The sequence below is a fragment of the Neptuniibacter sp. QD34_54 genome (genome assembly GCF_047778055.1).
Lineage (GTDB): Bacteria > Pseudomonadota > Gammaproteobacteria > Pseudomonadales > Balneatricaceae > Neptuniibacter.
In genome coordinates this window covers 3,364,330-3,380,563 of record NZ_CP180546.1, presented here as the reverse complement: position 1 = coordinate 3,380,563, position 16,234 = coordinate 3,364,330, and the positions used below count along the sequence as shown (strand labels likewise).

The 16,234-nt window shown below is 45.5% G+C and carries 14 protein-coding genes and 1 tRNA gene; 9 read left to right on the top strand and 6 right to left on the bottom strand.

Going from position 1 to position 16,234, the window contains the following annotated elements; genetic code table 11:
- Window positions 1-343 precede the first annotated feature (343 nt).
- A complete protein-coding gene (locus tag ACMXYP_RS15465) occupies window positions 344-1,252 on the top strand; it encodes a DMT family transporter (RefSeq protein ID WP_415882529.1) in 909 nt (302 codons plus the stop codon).
- Window positions 1,253-1,342: 90 nt separating this feature from the next.
- On the opposite strand, the gene ACMXYP_RS15460 is transcribed toward ACMXYP_RS15465, so the two are convergent.
- Complete coding sequence (locus tag ACMXYP_RS15460) at window positions 1,343-2,497, bottom strand: hypothetical protein (protein WP_415882528.1); 1,155 nt, start codon at window positions 2,495-2,497, stop codon at window positions 1,343-1,345.
- Between the two features lie 453 nt (window positions 2,498-2,950).
- On the bottom strand, window positions 2,951-3,772 hold the full coding sequence (locus tag ACMXYP_RS15455; protein WP_415882527.1) for a c-type cytochrome: 822 nt from the start codon (window positions 3,770-3,772) through the stop codon (window positions 2,951-2,953).
- A gap of 342 nt (window positions 3,773-4,114) precedes the next feature.
- Here ACMXYP_RS15455 and ACMXYP_RS15450 point away from each other — a divergent pair, with 342 nt between their 5' ends.
- On the top strand, window positions 4,115-4,585 hold the full coding sequence (locus tag ACMXYP_RS15450; protein ID WP_415882526.1) for a hypothetical protein: 471 nt from the start codon (window positions 4,115-4,117) through the stop codon (window positions 4,583-4,585).
- Between the two features lie 285 nt (window positions 4,586-4,870).
- Here ACMXYP_RS15450 and ACMXYP_RS15445 read toward each other — a convergent pair whose 3' ends face one another.
- Window positions 4,871-5,095, bottom strand: a complete 225-nt coding sequence (locus tag ACMXYP_RS15445; RefSeq protein WP_415882525.1) for a hypothetical protein — start codon at window positions 5,093-5,095, stop codon at window positions 4,871-4,873.
- A 222-nt stretch (window positions 5,096-5,317) separates the two neighbouring features.
- Window positions 5,318-5,527 carry a cold-shock protein gene (locus tag ACMXYP_RS15440; RefSeq protein WP_415882524.1) on the bottom strand — a complete coding sequence of 70 codons (210 nt, stop codon included), beginning with the start codon at window positions 5,525-5,527 and terminating at the stop codon, window positions 5,318-5,320.
- Between the two features lie 365 nt (window positions 5,528-5,892).
- Here ACMXYP_RS15440 and ACMXYP_RS15435 point away from each other — a divergent pair, with 365 nt between their 5' ends.
- Complete coding sequence (locus tag ACMXYP_RS15435; RefSeq protein WP_415882523.1) at window positions 5,893-6,801, top strand: diguanylate cyclase; 909 nt, start codon at window positions 5,893-5,895, stop codon at window positions 6,799-6,801.
- Between the two features lie 520 nt (window positions 6,802-7,321).
- Here ACMXYP_RS15435 and ACMXYP_RS15430 read toward each other — a convergent pair.
- Window positions 7,322-7,408 (bottom strand) — tRNA-Leu (locus ACMXYP_RS15430).
- 136 nt (window positions 7,409-7,544) lie between these two features.
- Between ACMXYP_RS15430 and queA the strand changes: the two genes are divergently transcribed.
- From queA to rnr, 6 genes are all read left to right on the top strand, one after another.
- On the top strand, window positions 7,545-8,579 hold the full coding sequence (gene queA, locus ACMXYP_RS15425) for a tRNA preQ1(34) S-adenosylmethionine ribosyltransferase-isomerase QueA (protein WP_415882522.1): 1,035 nt from the start codon (window positions 7,545-7,547) through the stop codon (window positions 8,577-8,579).
- A gap of 31 nt (window positions 8,580-8,610) precedes the next feature.
- Window positions 8,611-9,750 (top strand): tRNA guanosine(34) transglycosylase Tgt, encoded by a 1,140-nt coding sequence (gene tgt, locus ACMXYP_RS15420; RefSeq protein WP_415882521.1) that lies wholly within the window; start codon window positions 8,611-8,613, stop codon window positions 9,748-9,750.
- A gap of 56 nt (window positions 9,751-9,806) precedes the next feature.
- Window positions 9,807-10,139, top strand: a complete 333-nt coding sequence (gene yajC / locus ACMXYP_RS15415; RefSeq protein ID WP_415882520.1) for a preprotein translocase subunit YajC — start codon at window positions 9,807-9,809, stop codon at window positions 10,137-10,139.
- Between the two features lie 65 nt (window positions 10,140-10,204).
- A complete protein-coding gene (gene secD, locus ACMXYP_RS15410) occupies window positions 10,205-12,058 on the top strand; it encodes a protein translocase subunit SecD (RefSeq protein ID WP_415882519.1) in 1,854 nt (617 codons plus the stop codon).
- Window positions 12,059-12,068: 10 nt separating this feature from the next.
- Window positions 12,069-12,989, top strand: a complete 921-nt coding sequence (gene secF, locus ACMXYP_RS15405; RefSeq protein ID WP_415882518.1) for a protein translocase subunit SecF — start codon at window positions 12,069-12,071, stop codon at window positions 12,987-12,989.
- 145 nt (window positions 12,990-13,134) lie between these two features.
- Window positions 13,135-15,789: a ribonuclease R gene (gene rnr / locus ACMXYP_RS15400; RefSeq protein WP_415882517.1), complete on the top strand. Its 2,655-nt coding sequence runs from the start codon at window positions 13,135-13,137 to the stop codon at window positions 15,787-15,789.
- 85 nt (window positions 15,790-15,874) lie between these two features.
- On the opposite strand, the gene ACMXYP_RS15395 is transcribed toward rnr, so the two are convergent.
- Window positions 15,875-16,216 carry a 5-carboxymethyl-2-hydroxymuconate Delta-isomerase gene (locus ACMXYP_RS15395; protein WP_415882516.1) on the bottom strand — a complete coding sequence of 114 codons (342 nt, stop codon included), beginning with the start codon at window positions 16,214-16,216 and terminating at the stop codon, window positions 15,875-15,877.
- Between the last annotated feature and the right edge of the window lie 18 nt (window positions 16,217-16,234).

Sequence of the window (16,234 nt, the reverse complement as noted above, 5' to 3'; positions counted from 1 at the left end):
GCCGATATGAATATGGGAGTTCTCAAGTGTAGATGCATAGGCATATTATCGGTCCCTTAAGCTTGAAGCGCTGTATACCGTAGTATAGACACTCTTTTTGTGAATGCCGGATCACGAGTAATAAGAGCAAGGTAGCGTAGCGCTATTAGATTGACTTATTTCTTTAGCATTCAGTGGTGCTAGCCGCCGCGCCTGAATCGGCATGCCTTTGAAGGTTAAAGAGGCTTGCCCTATACGAATCTGTCACTATGCAAATTCTATTGGCTGTGCCTTGGGGATTAAGAGGAGATAGGTAGGATGGTAAGTCGTTAAATCAACCTACCTTTTGGAAAACAGAGATCTCGTGGCGCAATCAACAGGTACAAGTAGTAAAGATAATTTAGTCGGCAGCCTGTGGATGATTGCAGCCATGGCTGCGTTTGCGATTGAAGATGCGCTGGTTAAGGATGCCGCGCAAACCTTGCCAGTTGGGCAGGTGCTTGCTCTCTTCGGTTTAGGTGGCATGTTCCTGTTTGCGGCCATGCTTAAATGCAACCGTGAGCCTTTGTTTATCAAAGACGTTTTGTCGTTACCTATGCGTATTCGCATCGTCTTTGAAGTAATCGGGCGGCTGTTTTACGTACTCGCAATCGCCTTTATCCCGCTATCTACTGCCACTGTGATACTGCAAGCCACTCCGCTTGTAGTTGTGACGGGCGCTGTGCTGTTTCTAGGGGAACAGGTAAGCCCCGTTAGGTGGTTAGCCATATTTATTGGGTTATTGGGCGTTATCTTGATAGTGCAGCCAGGTGCTGATGGTTTTTCTCAGCTCTCTTTGTTGGCTGTTATCGGCATGATTGGTTTTGCCGGTAGAGATCTCGCAAGCCGCATGGCTCCGCCAACTATAGGCACCGCAAGGCTAGGCTTCTATGGTTTTCTCTCAGTCCTGATCTCTGGACTTCTCTATTCCAGTTGGGCAGGCGAGGTTTATCGTTTGCCTTCGCCGTCCGAACTGGTGTCGATTGTGATTGCTACGGTCGCGGGGGTAATCGCCTATTCCTGTTTAATGAAAGCGATGCGCACCGGTGAAGTATCGGCGGTGACGCCGTTTAGATATACCCGCTTACTGTTTGGCTGCTCGCTGGGACTGTTGTTCTTTGGTGAAGAGTTCACTTCTTCGATGTTGATTGGTTCGGCGTTGATCGTATCTTCTGGGCTGTTTATTGGGTGGCGGCGGAAGGGAGTTGTTGAAGAGATAGAAGCTAGTGGTTAGAACGCTTTGCTGCCAGTGGCTAGAAAAAGGGCTCTGACCCCTTTAATTTCTGGAGATTTCATATACGTTTTAGCTCGCCTTAGATACGGTTTATCGTTGTCCTGTTAGTTCTAACTTCTGCCAGTCAACAGATGGTTCCCGTAGCAGTATGTTTATACCTTGGACTGTAATTGAAGCTGCTCTACCTAAAACCTCCCGAGGGTTTCCTTTTACGCGCCCTTCATGCACAGCCATGGAGCCCATGTTGTAGGCTTTTTTTACCACGTTATAAATTTCTTTACGACTTTCATAATTATCCCCTACCAACAAGGCCGCTCTTGTTGCAAGCCTGTGAGACAATTCCTGTTTTGCTTCTTTGTCTAAGAATAAAGCTTCAAGAGCAGTTCTCAAGTTGATAGCGGACTCAACAGGGTCTTGAGTGGTGGCATAGCTATTTAGTTTTTTCAGAGGAACTCTAAGATGCTTCTGACGATTGTCATCTAAAGAAACAAAACTATGAAATGCAGAGCTGGCTAATTCATACTCACCATTACTTAATGATGTTGATAGTTTTGCCGATGTGAATGGATGTAAGCTCCAGCTAGTTCCTGCGAAAATTGGTACATACTCAGGGGGGATTAATCCTGTTGCAATAGCTTGAGCTCCTCGTGCAGATTCTTTAGAAAGTGACAGGCATAATCTCACATCTTCCATAGATTCAATGTAGTTATCAAAAGCCTCAGGCTGCACGCAGAGTTCGCAGTCCACAGAGTGTATTTTTTCAAGTTGAATCTCTTTAACTAATGCCGCTGAAAATTCAGGCATGGGGAGCATGCTGAAATTGTTATGGAATGCAGCTTGCCTTAACTGATCATGTGGAATCATTTCTGGAGGCATAAGTTTAATGTCACCGAAATCATAAGTTTGATCCACAGATATGCCAGTTAGCAGGGTGATTACGAAAACTGGAAAGTTTGTTGACTCAATATAGCGCTCTAAGTCATCACAGACATCTACAGAGGTTGTTGATCTCATTCTGAGAATCATCCATGCAGCCAGATCCTCTAGCTGGACTTGCCTTTTGCTACACCAAAACTCCTGGTATTGCCCGTCAAATAAAGCCAGAGAAGGTGTTTCCCTCAAGGTAGATAACAATAAAGGTAAATGTCGATAATTCTCTGGGGAATGAACAGCTTCATAGACATCAACCCCGCGTGGTAAAAATGCTGAAACATAGGAAAGCACATCTTCTAGGTGGGTCAGCATTGATTGCTCCAAGATTGATATCGAAAAGCTTAATAATGGGACTTTTAACTCACTAGAACAACATTACTTACACCGGACCGGAAAGGGGCTGGGGATCGAAGAATTTAAGGGGTCAGAGAATTTAAGGGGTCAGAGCCCTTCTCCCTAGACATTCAGCACAAAAAGAAAAGGCCCGCTCAATGAGCGGGCCTTTTCTTTAAGAATTCGATGGTACCAGCGGCCGGACTCGAACCGGCACGCCCGTGAAGGCAAGGGATTTTGAATCAAATAGTACGTGGTATATCTCAGTAGATTTCAGTGGATAGTGAAGGAAAGTTTAAACAGCTTTACTGTAGTTTCTTAGATTCTATTTGAGAGTGCTATATCGTTATGCGCACAGAATCCGCACAGGTTTTTTTATTTTAATGGACAGGACATACCGGGTTTGGTTGATTTACGATATGCCCTGTCAGCTTATTCACTTGCAAGCTTCTGTAGATAATTCAATAGATCCATCTGTTGCTGTAAGGTCAACTTTCCGATCATCGCTGGCATCGGTTCGTTCATTCGGACCTCGCCGAGGTGGTGTCTTCTCATGATATCGCCGCTGTGCATCTGTTCAGGGCCCATTTTCGAGCCAGGGTGGCCGTTACGGATTTTATGTAATACCTCCCACGGATTCCTTCGGGCCAGAGGGCCCAGATATTCAGGCTTCAGGTTTGATCCGAAGTTAAGGTCTTCTCCTTCATCTCCATGGCATCGGCTGCAGTATTCTCCGTATAGCACTTGTCCGTTGATTGCATCACCGTCGGCTTTTTTGCTATTAAGACCGATGGTGTTCGACATGTCTATCTGTCCTTCACTGATGAAGGTAGCAATTAGGTTTAGAGCATGTTTGTTCAGAAAGCGGTCATATTGATGGGTTGTATCGGTTAATAATGCGCTAATCTGAGCTGGGTCTTTTCCCTTATAAGCAGTAACTCCCTTAATGCCGGTATAGTGGCTTCCTGTCCCATACGCCCCTTCTATACCAGCATAATCCCAACCATGGCACTCTTTACAGCGCCAAGTGGTAGCTCCAGACTTTTTAGCTGTAGCTGGGTAGGCTGGATGTGTTGTTGATGGCGCGGCAAGATCTAGTTCTGCCCACCACTTGTCGTAAAGCCGCCCCCCAATTGCCGCAGGATTTTCTCGCGTGATGGATTGTTCGCTACAACAATCTGCCAAGGATGGCATGCTAAGTAAAAGCAGCACAGGTATGAGTATATAGGTTCGTAGATTAGGGCGATTAGACATTACCTTAACTCCTTAAGTTCGGTCTAGAGGAGTATAGTCTCTCTTTTGATAAAGCCGGATTATAAGTATCAAGGGAGGGAGTGTTACTAGATTTGCTGATTTGTTTAGTATCCGATTGTACTGGAACTCGTATCCGGATCGTTATGCCTTTGAAGATTAGAGGCTTAGGGTAAAAGTGCTGCTACCTGTTTTTATTGCTGTGCCCTTTTCTGGCTCGCGGCCACCTAAAAAAAGTATGGGTGTAAGCCTATCGATTGGTAATTGCACTTCTCTAGGTCTATTTTTAGTTTGTCTCTTAAGTGGATAGAGATCAATAAGATGCTTTGTCATGAGGAAGCAGTTATGGAATTCATTACCAAAGGCGATACGATTAAATGTGTTCGTCAGATCAAAGACAAAGTTTCAGGTAAGGAAAACCACATCACAGTGGCCTCATTCAATGCTCAAGTTGACCGTCTTCCCCCCCATGTTGCTGCAGAACTCTTCACTGAGGAGGTAAAAGAGCTAGTGTTATGGCTAGAGGATCGTACTAAATTACAATCCCAATTAGCGAGACAATCCATAGATGACACCATTCTAGAATCACTCCCCTTTATACTCAGGCAAGCAACCCAAGCACTTGAAAATTTGGAACGGTTGGACTTGATGCTCTATCGTGCAATCAATGAAGGGCTGTCTGACCTATCTGAAGTGCTCGATAAAACTGAGCGTTTTACTTCTACTCACAAAGTTGGTTCGATGAAGATGCAGAATAGTGAGGAGCAAAAAGAAAGGTTGTATACAATCAAGAAGGATATCGAAGAAAACGAATGATACCCATTCTTAAATGTGTCGCTGATTATAGCTATTAGGGTAAAGTTCCTATAGCGCATTTCCTCAGTTGCTTGAAGGTTGAATGTGCTCCAGAGCGAAATTAGGTTTCATTGCTCAAGGCCTTTATCTAATAACAGACCAAATTGCTGGATATGCCAGCAATGACAGCATCAGCATAATAGTATGTATCGCAGAATTCGGCAGAAGAAATTACTGTAATGAATACAAAGTGATGGTCAGTTTTACTTGAGCTCTGGAGTATCCGGTAAAAAGTTCGGTTTTGATTCAGTTAGCCGAGATACGAACAAACGTTTCAGAGATACTTTCTTCTTCGTAATGTTTGTGAAGGTAACTCTGCATTTCAGTGGTAGAAAGTAGAGTGGTTATACGTTTCCACGTTTGTCGTTTTCGGTCAGTACATTCAAGGGAAGGTTTGTAACATGCCCATAAGTCATTTTCTTGCCTAGGGAAGCGAGATACGCACAAGGCATCATTAATATATTCTAACATGGTGAGTTATTCCTTTAACTTCAGTAGAGCCATTATTGCCCAAGCAATTAACAATTTGCTTGTCTGGCTTTCATAAATAAGCATTCTTCCGCAGTTAGTGATCTTTGGCTGCAGTACAGAATAGAGTTTATAAATTCAGAGGGAATAGGGGGTAACAGAAGTTGTGTTTATGGAAGAGCATGGCGTGTAGCCATGCTCTAAATAGAGTTAAACTATTTCGGTTTATATAGCGCGGATATTCTCTGCTTGTGGGCCTTTTTGGCCTTGTGTTACCGAGAATTCAACTTGTTGGCCTTCCTGAAGACTTTTAAAACCTTCACCAGTAATAGCGCTGAAGTGTGCAAAAACATCAGGACCAGATTGTTGCTCGATGAAGCCGAAGCCTTTTTCATCGTTGAACCATTTAACTGTGCCAGTAATTGTATTAGACATAATTTTTATCCTATTTTCGGAAATAAATGAACCGCCTGAGTTCAGGCAGATAAATGCAGGAATGTTTACGTTGTACTTATGAAAACAGGACGAGGAATTGAGAAAACTTCGAAATGACGTGCATAAATAGGTGATAAAGTATCAAGCTGGTTAAATAGTATACAGCTTCCTATTGTAGGTCAATTTTTTATTTTGGGTATATCCTAAAAGCTGTAGCAATGAGTCTAATGCTAGGTAATAAAAGAGGGTGGCTTTAAAGAGCCTCCTTGGTGGCAGTTGAGTAACTGTAAGGCTATCCATCAATCACTCCCTTTCAGAAAATAGGCTAGGCTAAAGACAGCCTTCGCCATGTGGAAAACGAAATAATGATTCAGACCCTGAATGACCCTTATCTCATGGAGGAGATTGTAGACACTATTCCAGATCCTTTGTTGGTTCTCGATGGTGATTTGCGGGTTGTGTATGCGAGTAAAAATTTTTATAAGTCGTTTTATGTCACTGAAGAAGAAACTGTTGATCAATACTTATATGCATTAGGCAATGGACAATGGAACATCGCAGACCTTATCGGTCTCCTGAATGAAATATTACCAAGCCAACAGTGCGTAGAGGGGTACGAGATTCAGCATGAGTTTTCCCATATCGGGAAGAAAGTGATGCGTTTGAACGCCAGAAGGGTTATATCTCCCAATTATTCAACTCCCAGAATACTACTTGTAATAGAAGATATTACAGAGAAGAAGGCCTTAGAAGAAAAGCTGGTAGAGATGGCAACAACAGATCAGTTAACAGGTCTTTACAATAGGTATAAGTTTAACGAGATTTTAGATGACCGTATTCGATTATCTAAGCGTAGCCAGCAAACAGTGGCGTTACTGAGTATTGATTTAGATTTATTTAAGGTAGTGAATGACCGTTATGGGCATCAAGTTGGTGATGAACTTCTTAAGTCAGTGGCACACAAAATTTGTACTCACATCAGAACCACCGACACACCAGCTAGATTGGGGGGAGATGAATTTGCCATCATCGTTTTTAATCCACATAGTCTTGGTGAACTAAAGGTTCTGATTCAGCGGATAATTGATCATATTTCCACCCCTGTTGTGCTTCAGGGGAAAGAGGTCGTGGTTGGGGCCTGTATTGGGGTTAGTCTTGCCCCGATACATACTACGGATAAGGAAGAATTGATTAAATTTTCTGATGGAGCGCTGTACAAGGCCAAGGAAAAAGGTACTAACCAATTTCTGATATACGACGAAGCTGTGTGGTAAGTATCAGGGGAGCAGCTAATAGACCACAATCGCTTCATTCATTATGTTGCAATCATCGCTCAAAAAAGACAGATCTAACTCTGCAGCAGTTCACTTCAGAAACGGTGTCGATCCTTTAAGTAATATTTGATTGCTACAACCCAAGAAGACAACAGGATGAGTATCGCCAACTTGTCATACTTACGCATGAACTTCTCTGAAATTACTGCCTCCAAGGCTTTAACCTACCCCTGTAACTCGAAGTTGGATATTACTACCAGCGAGGGCAACCCCAATAGAGCACACCATACCGGCTATAAGCACGCGCTGAATACGTTTAGACATGATGACAACGTACAGAATGATAGAGCGATGGATTTTATTGGATTCCTCTGCGCACAAAATCCGCACAGGATATTTTCGGGTTATGGACCGGGGGTGGAAATTAGGCACAAAAAAAGCGACTACCTTTCGGTATCGCTTTCTTCTAGGGCCCTTATAGGATGGGCTTTTTCTCTTACTCTTCAAAAAGTTGAAGAGATGGTACCAGCGGCCGGACTCGAACCGGCACGTCCTTGCGGACAAGGGATTTTGAATCCCTCATGTCTACCAATTTCATCACGCTGGCACTTAAGAGAGGCGTATTATAGAAATCTGGACGCTTGCGTCAATCAATACTTTTGGAAAACCTGAAAAAAAATCTCCTTTCCGGTACAATGCGCGCCCTTAAGTCCCTTTGATGTTGATATAGAAGAATTCCCTGAATGCAGGTTAAAGATTTTCATTTTGAGCTTCCTGAGGAACTCATTGCGAGTTTTCCTCTGGAGCAGCGTAGCGCTAGCCGTTTGTTATCTGTGAATGGCGATTCTGGTGAACTCAATCACGGTCAGTTTACCGATGTGCTTGAATTGATCCAGCCGGGTGATCTGATGATCTTCAATGACACCCGTGTTATCCCAGCGCGTTTATTTGGTACTAAAGAGTCTGGCGGTAAAGTTGAGGTTTTAGTTGAGCGTGTTTTAGACGATAAGCGTGCCTTAACCCATGTGCGTTCCAGTCGTTCGCCTAAGCCGGGTACTAAGCTGATTCTTGAAGGTGGTATTGAAGCTGAGATGGTGGCTCGTCACGAGAACCTATTTGAGCTTAAATTTTTGATTGAAGGTGGTTTGGTGCAGGCGCTTGAGCAGCATGGCCATATGCCGCTACCGCCGTATATGAAACGTGAAGATCAGTTAGAAGATCGTGAACGTTATCAAACGGTTTATAACAAAAAGCCGGGTGCGGTAGCTGCACCTACAGCAGGTCTGCATTTTGATGATGCCCTGTTGGCTAAGCTAGATGACATGGGCGTGAAGCGTGCGTTTGTTACTTTGCACGTAGGCGCGGGTACGTTTCAGCCGGTTAAAGTCGATAATATCGATGAGCATGTGATGCACTCCGAGTATATCGAAGTGAGCGAAGAGGTTTGTGAGCTGGTGAAGCAAACGCGTGCCGAAGGTGGTCGAGTGATTGCAGTAGGGACAACCAGCGTACGCAGCTTGGAGAGTGCGAGCCGTAATGGTGAAATTGAACCATTATTTGGTGATAGCGATATCTTTATCTTCCCAGGTTACGAATTTAAATCTGTGGATGCGATGATCACCAACTTCCACCTGCCAGAATCCACTCTGTTGATGCTTGTGAGCGCGTTCTCCGGCTACGACAACATGATGAAGGCATATAAAGAGGCGGTTGAGCAGAAATACCGTTTCTTTAGTTATGGCGATGCCATGTATTTAACACGTAAAAGTGGTCAGTGATTTAACTGCGTAAATTAGAGGTAATAGTTAAATGAGCAGAGAATGTTTTATGCAGTTTGATAAGCTGGCTGAAGACGGCAAAGCCCGTCGCGGTCGCTTGCAGTTCCCACGTGGTACGGTAGAAACGCCAGCCTTTATGCCTGTAGGTACTTACGGCACGGTTAAAGGTATGACGCCACGCGATATTGAAGCGACTGGCGCACAGATTATTTTGGGTAATACCTTTCACTTGATGCTGCGTCCGGGTACCGAGATTGTTAAGCAACACGGTGACCTGCATGACTTTATGCAGTGGAAAGGCCCAATCCTAACCGACTCCGGCGGCTTCCAAGTATTTAGCTTGGGCAAAATGCGTAAGATTACCGAAGAGGGTGTGACCTTCCAGTCCCCTGTAAACGGCAGTAAAGTGTTTATGGGTCCAGAAGAGTCGATGCAGGTTCAGCGTGAGTTGGGTTCTGACATTGTGATGATCTTCGATGAATGTACACCTTACCCTGCGACAGAAACTGAAGCAGCTGAGTCTATGCGCTTGTCTATGCGTTGGGCTAAGCGCTCCAAAGACGCACACGGCGATAACCCAGCAGCGTTGTTTGGTATCGTGCAGGGCGGTATGTACCCGCACCTGCGTGATGAATCGATGAAAGGCTTGGAAGAGATCGGCTTTGATGGCTATGCCATCGGCGGTCTATCGGTAGGTGAGCCTAAAGATGAGATGGTGAAAGTACTAGATCATCTTGCCTACAAAATGCCGGCTGAGAAACCACGTTACTTGATGGGTGTAGGTAAGCCAGAAGATATCGTTGAAGCGGTTCGCCGTGGTGTTGATATGTTCGACTGTGTAATGCCAACTCGTAACGCGCGAAACGGCTTCCTATTTACCGATACGGGCGTGGTTAAGATCCGTAATGCGGTAAATAAAACCGATACGCGTCCGCTTGATGAAAACTGTGATTGCTACACTTGCCAGAACTTTAGCCGTGCATATTTGCACCACTTAGATAAGTGTAAAGAGATCTTAGGCGCGCAGTTAAATACTATTCATAACCTGTATTACTATCAGCAGCTAATGGCTGGATTGCGTCAAGCTATCGAACAGGGTAAATTGAGCGACTTTGTGGACGAATTTTATCGTAAGCGTGGCCTTGAAACGCCCGCAATTGACTCCATATAAGTTGTTAGTGCTTTTATAACGACAAGAATTTTTACATTATTTTTAGGAGTAGCTAAATGAGCTTCTTTATCTCCCCAGCTTATGCTGAAGGTGCTGCCGGTGCCCCAATGGATTCTGGCATGTTCAACATGATTTTCTTGGTTGGCTTTGGTCTGATCTTCTACTTCTTCATGTGGCGCCCACAAGCTAAGCGCGCTAAAGAGCACAAAGAGCTTCTAGGTGGCCTTAGCAAAGGTGACGAAGTGATCACTGCAGGTGGTATTCTGGGTAAAGTAGTTAACCTAAACGACGACTACATTGTTCTAGAAGTGAGCGAAGGTACTGAACTGACTTTCCAAAAAACTCACGTATCAGCAGCTCTGCCAAAAGGCACTCTTAAGAGCATCTAAGCTAATTCACAGACGCCACTACATCTAGTAGTGGCGTTTCTGTTTCTATCAGGGAATAGGGCGCTATGCTCAATCGATACCCCCTCTGGAAAAATCTCCTTATTTTGTTTGTGTTAGTGTTCGGTGGTTTATACGCTGCACCTAACTTGTATCCCGATGATTATGCGATTCAGCTAACCGGCACACGTGATGTGTTCGAAGTGAATGAACCGCTAATCGAAAAAGTTACTGCTGCGCTGGAGCGTGAAGGTGTATCTGTTAAGGAAACTGAGCTTGATAGAAAAGCCGGCCTTATCCGTTTCCCTGATGGCGATTCCCAGCTTAAAGCGAAAGATATTATTACTCGCGTAGTCGGCGATGATTACGTTGTAGCCCTTAACTTGGCACCAACAACGCCTGAATGGCTTTCTTCTATGGGTGCAGGCCCAATGAAACTTGGTCTTGACCTACGTGGTGGTGTTCACTTCCTTCTTGAAGTTGATCTACCAAAAGCGGTGACTCAGAAGCTAGAGAACTACGCGTCTGAGATCAAAGGTCGTCTGCGTGAAGAGAAGCTGCGTTACCGTAAGCTAGAAACGCGTGAAAACGGTGCTTTGGCGATTAAATTCACCAAGCTAGAGTCTCGCGATGCAGCGGTTAGCCTTCTGCGTCAGGAATACGCTGAATTCTTAGTAACAGCAGATGATCGCGATGGCGATTTTTATGTTGAAGTAAATCTGACTGAACAAGCTGTTCGTGATATCGAAACTTATGCGATCAAACAGAACCTGACAACACTTCGTAACCGTGTAAACGAACTGGGTGTAGCTGAGCCGCTAGTTCAGCGTCAAGGTCGTAACCGTATCGTAGTTCAGCTACCGGGTATCCAAGATACTGCGGCAGCGAAGAAGATTATCGGTAAGACAGCAACGCTTGAATTCCGTTTGGAAGCTAAGCCAGGTGCAAGCTCTGCACGTACTGAGGTTTATGAGTTCCGTAGTGAGCTAGGCCGTAAAGCTACGCTAGAGAAAGATGTCATCATCAAAGGTGATAACGTATCTAACGCACAAGCTTCTTTCGACGAAAATGGTCAGCCACAGGTAAACATCTCGCTTGATTCTAAAGGTGGTGAGCTAATGGCTCGTACCACTAAGAACGCTGTACAACGCCGCATGGCAGTACTGTTCGTAGAAGATAAAGAGCGTACCGTAACTAAGACGGTTGATGGTGTTCAGGTAACGGAGAAAGTACGTTACACCGAGAAGAACATTATCTCCCTAGCGACAATTCAGGCGGTATTGGGTAACTCTTTCCGAATTACAGGTTTGGATGGAGCAGGCGAATCTTCTGAACTAGCGCTATTGCTACGTGCCGGTGCACTGGCTGCGCCAATCTACTTTGTAGAGGAGCGTACAGTAGGCCCAAGCTTGGGTGCGCAGAACATCGAAACCGGTGTGATGTCGGTTCAGATCGGTCTAGCCCTAGTATTGCTATTCATGATTTTGTACTACCGCGTGTTTGGTCTACTGGCGAATATCGCACTGACCTTGAACCTGATGCTATTGGTTGCAGTGATGTCGATGCTATCGGCAACGCTTACGCTGCCGGGTATTGCGGGTATCGTATTGACGGTTGGTATGGCCGTGGATGCGAACGTACTGATCTTCTCGCGTATCAAAGAAGAACTTAAAAATGGTCTGCCACCGCAATCAGCAATTAATGCTGGTTTCAAAGGCGCGACTACAACCATCTTTGATGCCAACATCACAACGCTTCTTGCGGCAGTTATTTTGTTTGCGATGGGTACGGGGCCAGTTAAAGGCTTCGCGATCACGCTATCTGTAGGTATTTTGACCTCTATGTTCACTGCGATTCTAGTAACGCGTGCACTGGTTAACTTAACTTACGGCGGCCGCCAAGTTAGCAAACTATCAATCTGAGGAAGCTGTGATGTCTACACAAAAGATATATAACTTCATGGGCTTCCGTAAGATCGCAGCAGCTTGTTCTGTGGTCTTACTGATAGTCTCTATTGGCGCTTTGGCTGTTAACGGTTTGAAGTTCGGTTTGGACTTTACCGGCGGTAGTTTGGTTGAGATTGGCTACGAACAGCCAGCTGACCTAAACAAGATTCGTGATCAGCTAAAAGATGTAGGTTTTGAAGATGCGGTAGTGCAAACCTTTGGTTCGCCAACCGATATTCTTATCCGTTTAGGTCAGGATCATGATCCGCAGCTGGGTGATAAAGTTCTTTCTGCATTGCAGGCGGGCGAATCACAGCAGCTTAACTTGCGCCGTAACGAGTTCGTAGGTGCGCAGGTAGGTGAAGAGCTACGTGAACAAGGTGGTCTGGGCATGCTGTTAGCATTGTTCATGATCATGGTTTATGTAGCGTTCCGTTTCCAGATTAAGTTCTCTGTAGGTGCAGTAGCGGCCTTGGCACACGATGTATTGATCGTACTTGGTTTCTTTGCCCTATTTAAGTTGGACTTTGACCTGACGGTACTGGCAGCTGTATTGGCGGTAATCGGTTACTCGTTGAACGATACCATCGTAGTGTCTGACCGTATTCGTGAAAACTTCCGTAAAGTGCGTAAAGGTACGCCGATTGAGGTGATGAACATCTCTTTGACGCAAACCTTGGGTCGTACCTTGGTGACCTCTTTAACCACGTTGCTGGTATTGTTGGCGCTAAGTGTATTCGGTGGTGAAATGATTCACGGTTTTGCGACTGCATTGTTGGTGGGTGTATTTATTGGTACATACTCCTCCATCTATGTAGCGGCTAACGTCCTGATTGCGATGAATATCTGTAAAGAGGATCTTCTCCCTCCTGAGGAGAAAGAGACCGAGGTCGATGATCGCCCTTAAGTTTGACAAGAGCCGGCATTTGCCGGCTCTTTTTGTTTAAAATGCCTGTAAATCATCGCTTTAAGCGGTGCTATCCTAAAAGAAAGCCTTTGGCGTGTTATTCTAGCTAGATAAATGCCCTAGCCATTTCGTTTTTGAGAACTCTATGAGTAAAGATTGGACTAAAAGTGACCCTAAAGCCGCAGCGGAAGCGGAGAAGTATTCCAACCCGGTACCGAGCCGCGATTACATTCTGCAGTACATGCAGGAGTGGGGCGCGCCGATTGGGCATGCACCGCTGTGCGAAGGTTTAGGTGTCTGGGATCCAGAAAGTCGTGATGCCGTTTTCTTCCGATTGAAGGCGATGTGTCGTGATGGTCAGTTGATGAGTAATCGCCGCAATGAATTTGCGCTGATGGATAAGATGTCACTGATCAAAGGCCGTGTTATTGGTCATCGAGATGGTTATGGCTTTGTTAAGCCTGAAGAGGGCGGCGATGATCTTAAGCTAAGTCCTCGTCAAATGCGCCAAGTATTCGATGGTGATCGAGTTTTAGTGCAAGAAACCAACGTCGATTTTAAAGGTCGTCGTGAGGGTAAAATCGTTGATGTACTAGAGCGAAATACTCGTAAATTGGTAGGGCGTTTTAGTGGTCAGGATGGTTTTGGTTATCTTCGCCCTGAAAATCAGCGTATCACGCAAGAGATCATGATTGTTCCTGATCCTGAGGCTGAAACACCGTTAACGTATAAAGATGGTCAGTTGGTTGTTGCTGAGCTGATCAATCAGCCAAGTAAGCGTCAATTGCCACAAGCAAAAGTGACCGAAGTGCTGGGCGATCATATGGCGCCGGGCATGGAAATCACGGTTGCGATCCATAACTATGAGATCCCGCACGAGTGGCCAGAAGCGGTTCGCCAAGAGATCGGTGAGCTGACTGCTGAGGTTGAAGAGAGCGCCAAGGCTAATCGTGTTGATCTACGTGATCTTCCACTGGTTACAATTGATGGCGAAGACGCTAAAGACTTTGATGATGCGGTTTATGCTGAGCGCAAAAAGTCTGGCGGCTGGCGCTTATGGGTCGCGATTGCGGATGTATCTTGGTACGTACGACCAGATTCAGAACTGGATAAAGAGGCGTATCAGCGCGCCAACTCAACTTACTTTCCTGAGTTTGTTGTGCCGATGCTGCCAGAGCTGCTATCGAACGGCTTGTGTTCGTTAAACCCTAAGGTAGATCGCCTGGCGATGGTCTGTGAGATGACGATCAGTGAGTCAGGCAATCTATCCGGTTATCAGTTCTATGAGGCGGTAATCAGCTCCCATGCGCGTCTAACCTACACTAAGGTTGGCAAAATGCTGATGCAGCCAGAAGAGGAAGAATCAAAAGCATTGCGTGCGGAGTACGCCGATGTGGTTCCTCATCTTGAAGACTTATACAGTCTTTACTTTGCTCTGCGCAAAGCGCGCGAGATCCGTGGTGCGATAGATTTCGAAACAACTGAAACGCGTATGATCTTCGGCGAAGATCGTAAGATCGACCAGATTGTTCCGGTTTACCGTAACGATGCGCATAAGTTGATCGAAGAGTGTATGTTGTGTGCGAACGTTGCGACAGCGCGCTTCCTGAGCAAGCTGAAAGTGCCAGCGATCTATCGTGTTCACGAAGGCCCTAAAGAACAGCGCTTACAAAACCTACGTGCTTACCTTGGTGAGTTAGGCTTGAATTTAGCGGGTGGTGAAAAGCCTGAGCCGATCCACTATCAAGAGTTAGCAGAGCTGATCGAGGGGCGTCCTGATCGTCATCTGATTCAGACTATGATGCTGCGCTCTATGCAGCAAGCGGTTTACAGTCCTGATAACCAAGGTCACTTTGGTTTGGCATACCCTGCGTACACGCACTTTACCTCGCCAATTCGTCGTTACCCTGATCTGTTGGTGCACCGCTTAATTCGTGCCCGTATCCATTCTGAAAGTCAGGATAAAGCGATTAAACGTCCTGATGACTTTGCTCAGAATGCAGATTTCGCATGCAGCTACAGTATGGAGCAGCTGCTGCAATTGGGCGAGCACTGTTCTATGACAGAGCGCCGTTCAGATGATGCGACTCGTGATGTTGTGGCATGGCTTAAGTGTGAATACATGCAGGAGCATGTGGGTGACGAATACGAAGGCGTGATTGCTGCCGTTACCGGCTTTGGTGTCTTTGTTGAGCTTGACGAGCTGTTTGTCGAAGGTCTTGTGCATATCACCGGTTTGCCGGGTGATTACTACGTATTTGACCAAGCTAAGCAGCGCTTAGTGGGTGAGCGTACTCGTAAAGTGTTCAAGCTGGGTGATCGCTTACGCGTTAAAGTGGCGCGAGTGGATCTGGATGAACGTAAGATCGATTTTGAATTAGTTGACCATCAACCTGCTAAGAAAAAGAAAACCACTCGTGAGCTGTTGGCTGAAGGCAAGATCGGCGGTCCGTCTTCTAAAGGCGATAAAAAGCTGCCAGGTCATAAGCACGAGTGGGGTCATCGTCCTGCTAAGGATGAAGAGCGCAGTAAACCTAAGAAAGGTTCTAAGCGTGATGCTCTGCGTAAATCGCGTAAAAAGCCTGCGGCGGGCGGTGAAGGTGCTCCCAAGAAGCGTGTAGCGGCTAAAGCTCAGCCTTCTCGCGGTAAGGAATTATCTTCTGCAGAGCGCGAATTGATGGAATTTGCTGGCCCAAGTGGGGGTAAGAGCAAGAAGTCTAAAAAGCGTAAGGCTACAGCTAAGCCTAAATTGAAAGGCAAGCAGAAAGGTTTAAAAGTGAAAAAACCGAAGCGTAAATAGGCTGCTTTCACGAGACATATGAGTTTTTGTAAAAAGGCGCTGTAGTTATCTACAGCGCCTTTTTTAATGGTTTGGCTGTGTGTGCTTAACCTATATGCTTCGCGTAACTATCGCGATCAATATCCAGTACTTCGACGGTAATCGAAAGGTCTTCCAAATCGAGCGTTTTAAGCTCATTCAGCACTGCTTGAGTCAGTTGGGTTTTCTGCTCGGTATTACGACCACTTAAGATCCGCGATGAAACGTGGATAAAGCCATTAAGCCCTGCACCATTCATATGCTGCTGGTAAGCATGTGCGCGGACCTTTATGTCTTTTTCAGCAAAGAGGTTAGCTGCAACTGCACCTTGGAACACCTTTTCCATAACAGCCGTAATTTCTACCTTATCTTCAATCTGCTTGGAGTATTCGATGATTAAGTGGGGCAAGGGATAGCTCCTTTTAAG

What these genes read in the sequence shown, in the direction of transcription:
- ACMXYP_RS15460 (WP_415882528.1), bottom strand. Translation starts at nt 2,497, where the DNA reads ATGCTGACCCACCTAGAAGATGTGCTTTCCTATGTTTCAGCATTTTTA.
- rnr (WP_415882517.1), top strand. Translation starts at nt 13,135, where the DNA reads ATGAGTAAAGATTGGACTAAAAGTGACCCTAAAGCCGCAGCGGAAGCG.
- ACMXYP_RS15435 (WP_415882523.1), top strand. Translation starts at nt 5,893, where the DNA reads ATGATTCAGACCCTGAATGACCCTTATCTCATGGAGGAGATTGTAGAC.
- secF (WP_415882518.1), top strand. Translation starts at nt 12,069, where the DNA reads ATGTCTACACAAAAGATATATAACTTCATGGGCTTCCGTAAGATCGCA.
- ACMXYP_RS15455 (WP_415882527.1), bottom strand. Translation starts at nt 3,772, where the DNA reads ATGTCTAATCGCCCTAATCTACGAACCTATATACTCATACCTGTGCTG.
- ACMXYP_RS15450 (WP_415882526.1), top strand. Translation starts at nt 4,115, where the DNA reads ATGGAATTCATTACCAAAGGCGATACGATTAAATGTGTTCGTCAGATC.
- tgt (WP_415882521.1), top strand. Translation starts at nt 8,611, where the DNA reads ATGAGCAGAGAATGTTTTATGCAGTTTGATAAGCTGGCTGAAGACGGC.
- secD (WP_415882519.1), top strand. Translation starts at nt 10,205, where the DNA reads ATGCTCAATCGATACCCCCTCTGGAAAAATCTCCTTATTTTGTTTGTG.
- yajC (WP_415882520.1), top strand. Translation starts at nt 9,807, where the DNA reads ATGAGCTTCTTTATCTCCCCAGCTTATGCTGAAGGTGCTGCCGGTGCC.
- ACMXYP_RS15445 (WP_415882525.1), bottom strand. Translation starts at nt 5,095, where the DNA reads ATGTTAGAATATATTAATGATGCCTTGTGCGTATCTCGCTTCCCTAGG.
- queA (WP_415882522.1), top strand. Translation starts at nt 7,545, where the DNA reads ATGCAGGTTAAAGATTTTCATTTTGAGCTTCCTGAGGAACTCATTGCG.
- ACMXYP_RS15440 (WP_415882524.1), bottom strand. Translation starts at nt 5,527, where the DNA reads ATGTCTAATACAATTACTGGCACAGTTAAATGGTTCAACGATGAAAAA.